The 1,234-nt window shown below is 59.3% G+C and carries 1 protein-coding gene and 1 pseudogene; both read right to left on the bottom strand.

The window, feature by feature from the left end:
- A pseudogene (locus tag OQK_RS00760) lies at nucleotides 1–286 on the bottom strand (hypothetical protein); the annotation flags it as partial.
- A 361-nt stretch (nucleotides 287–647) separates the two neighbouring features.
- The coding region (locus OQK_RS00755) for a YciK family oxidoreductase (protein ID WP_016770682.1) at nucleotides 648–1,234 on the bottom strand (587 nt) is incomplete at its 5' end.

The raw sequence follows: 1,234 nt of genomic DNA, 5'->3' as shown, positions 1-1,234 counted from the left end.
TGTAGCTGAGCGAGTGGTGGCCGCGCGCGCCGAACTCCAGGCGCAAGTCGCTGGCCTGATGCACATAGCTCAGGGCGTCCAGTGGCACCAGGCGTTGGATTTCGCGGAAGAACAGGCCAAGGATGCGCTGTGGCTCCAGGCTGGTTTGAAGTTGCAGGCTCATTTGCTGACGCAATTGCGCCAGGCTGGTCGGGCGCTCGATCAGCGCCGGTAGTTGACCGAAGCCCAGGCGCTGCAATTTGGCACTGTCAAAGTCAATTGCATGGGTCTGGGAAGGAGATTTCATATGGCGTGAGCCCCTAAGCAGTAAGTCTGTCTTACAGGCTGGGTGAGAGCGGCTATGGGCTGCGCGTCGTACTGATCCATCAGTCCCGTAGGACGTTTGGCGTAAGTTTAGTCTGCCGCAAGACGATCAGTCAGCTATCGAAATCGGCGTTGCCCCATGGCCATCACACGGCATGTTTTGAGGGAATTTAGAGCGAAACCCGTGCCATTCGGTTCGATTTAATTTAAAGCTTTTCGAATCAAAGACTTGCTGATGGATGCCGGGCGGCCGCGCTGGGTTATTGGCGGCTTTGTGACGGTTATGAGCGGCAATGGCTTGCCGCGACAGCATTCTGCCGCGGCAACAAATGCGACGTATGGCGTTATTGGGCGTTGAAAGCCTGGCCATTGACGCCCGCGCTGTCCGGGCCCATCAGGTACAGATACACCGGCATGATCTCTTCCGGTGTCGGGTTGTTCAGCGGATTTTCCCCCGGATAAGCCTGCGCGCGCATGCTGGTGCGCGTACCGCCCGGGTTGATGCTATTGGAGCGTACCGGCGCAACGCCTTCGACTTCATCGGCCAGGGTTTGCATCAGGCCTTCGGTGGCAAATTTCGACACACCGTAAGCGCCCCAGTACGCGCGACCCTTGCGCCCGACGCTGCTCGAGGTGAACACCACCGAGGCGTCCTGCGAGAGCTTGAGCAGCGGCAGCAGGGTGCTGGTCAGCATGAACATCGCGTTGACGTTGACCTGCATGACCCGCATGAAGTTTTCGCCGGACAGTTGTTCGATCGGCGTGCGCGGGCCGATGATCGAAGCGTTGTGCAGCAGGCCGTCGAGATGGCCGAACTCGGTTTCGATCATCGCCGCCAGCTCATCATATTGATGGGGCAGGGCGGTCTCGAGGTTGAACGGGATAACCGCCGGTTGCGGGTGGCCGGCAGCCTCGATTTCGTCGTAGACCT

The sequence above is a fragment of the Pseudomonas sp. R62 genome (genome assembly GCF_000257605.1).
GTDB lineage: Bacteria > Pseudomonadota > Gammaproteobacteria > Pseudomonadales > Pseudomonadaceae > Aquipseudomonas > Aquipseudomonas atacamensis.
Note: the sequence above shows the minus strand (reverse complement) of the source record. Positions and strands in the feature narration are given on the sequence as shown.